Origin of the sequence: uncultured Cytophaga sp. (assembly GCF_937863595.1) — a bacterium.
Taxonomy (GTDB): domain Bacteria; phylum Bacteroidota; class Bacteroidia; order Cytophagales; family Cytophagaceae; genus Cytophaga.
The window spans coordinates 1-1502 of record NZ_CALMGQ010000144.1; the positions used below are offsets into that span (position 1 = coordinate 1).

1 protein-coding gene is annotated in these 1502 nt (G+C 38.6%); it reads right to left on the minus strand.

What is annotated here, in order from left to right:
• Positions 1-384 precede the first annotated feature (384 nt).
• Entirely contained in the window at positions 385-1368 is a 984-nt protein-coding gene (locus Q0543_RS12325; RefSeq protein WP_299253409.1) for an NADP-dependent oxidoreductase, read from the minus strand.
• Between the last annotated feature and the right edge of the window lie 134 nt (positions 1369-1502).

Sequence of the window (1502 nt, forward strand, 5' to 3'; positions counted from 1 at the left end):
CAACAACAGCAGAGCGAAATCAATAGCTGTTTGGAATTTGTTTTTTGAAATTTGGAATTTCTAAGAACGGTGCCCCGCATTAGTTTCATTCGTTGTACATAGATTTGCGTAGGCGGGAACACCAACAATAGCAGAGCGGAATTTAACTGCAGTCAAAGACTGCGAAAACGATAGACACCTTCACCGCTTCGCTAAAGACTGGCGCCAGAGAGGCGGGAATACCAACAACAGCAGAACGAAATCAATAGCTGTTTGGAATTTGTTTTTTGAAATTTGGAATTTCTAAGAATTGTTCAGATGAATGATAAAAGTGCCCAAATGATGGTATATAAAAAAGGACTCGAGCATTTCCACCCGAGTTCTTGTAAATTCAATAGATAAAACTTAGTTCATTTTAATCACAATTTTACCTTTTGCTCTTCCCGTAGCAAGATGTTCGAATGCTGCAATACTTTCTGCAAAAGGATAAATTTTATCAATAACAGGTTTTATTTTACCTGCTTCGATTAAACCCTTAATTGTAGTTAAATCTTCCGCACTTGGGTGCATCCAAATAAATGTATATGATGCCTTTTTAGCTTCAATTGCTTGAGCTAAGTCTTCCGGTAAAGTATAATCCGCCATTCCAAATGCATGTGCAGTGGCTTCGTCCATCGGTCCTGCGATACTCACTACTTTACCACCTGTTTTGATCACGCCAAATGCATCCGTAGAATATTCTTTACCAAGTGTATCAAATACACTATCTGCATCTGTTACTATGTTTTTATAGTCTTCTTTTTTATAATCAATTACTCGGTCTGCACCTAAGGCTTTCACCCATTCTACGTTTTCTGTACTGGTTGTCGTATACACATACGCTCCTTTAGACTTTGCATATTGAATCGCAAAACTTCCTACACCACCCGAACCGGCATGTATCAAGACCTTATCGTTTGCTTTGATACCCACATGTTCCAAACACTGAAATGCCGTAAGTCCAGCCAAGGGAATACTTGCGGCTTCTTCAAACGAAACATTCTCTGGTTTTTTAGCCACTACCGTGCTGTCTACCGCAACAAATTGTGTAAGTGTACCCATTTGTTCTTGCGGCACTCTGGAGTAAACGGCATCGCCTATTTCAAATCCCTTAACATCCGCTCCTATTTCAACCACAATACCACTTACATCATAGGCAAGCGTACTTGGCATTGGGATTGGAATCATTCCTTTTAAGTACCCTAAAATAATAACTTTGTCGATTGGGTTGATGGCAGCAGCTTTCACTTCAATCAATACATCTTTTGCTTGAATGCTTGGTTTGGCGACTTCATTGAAGGCCAAACTGTCTTTAATTTCTCCGTATGCGGTTACTTGTAATGCTTTCATATATCTTCGTATCTATGCGTTCTGTTACTGATGATACAATACTAGCTTTTATATGTGAGACAAAAATTGATCTATGATAAGAAATTTTAAGTATGGATCATTTAATACGAAGCCATTGGAATGGATTTCGTATT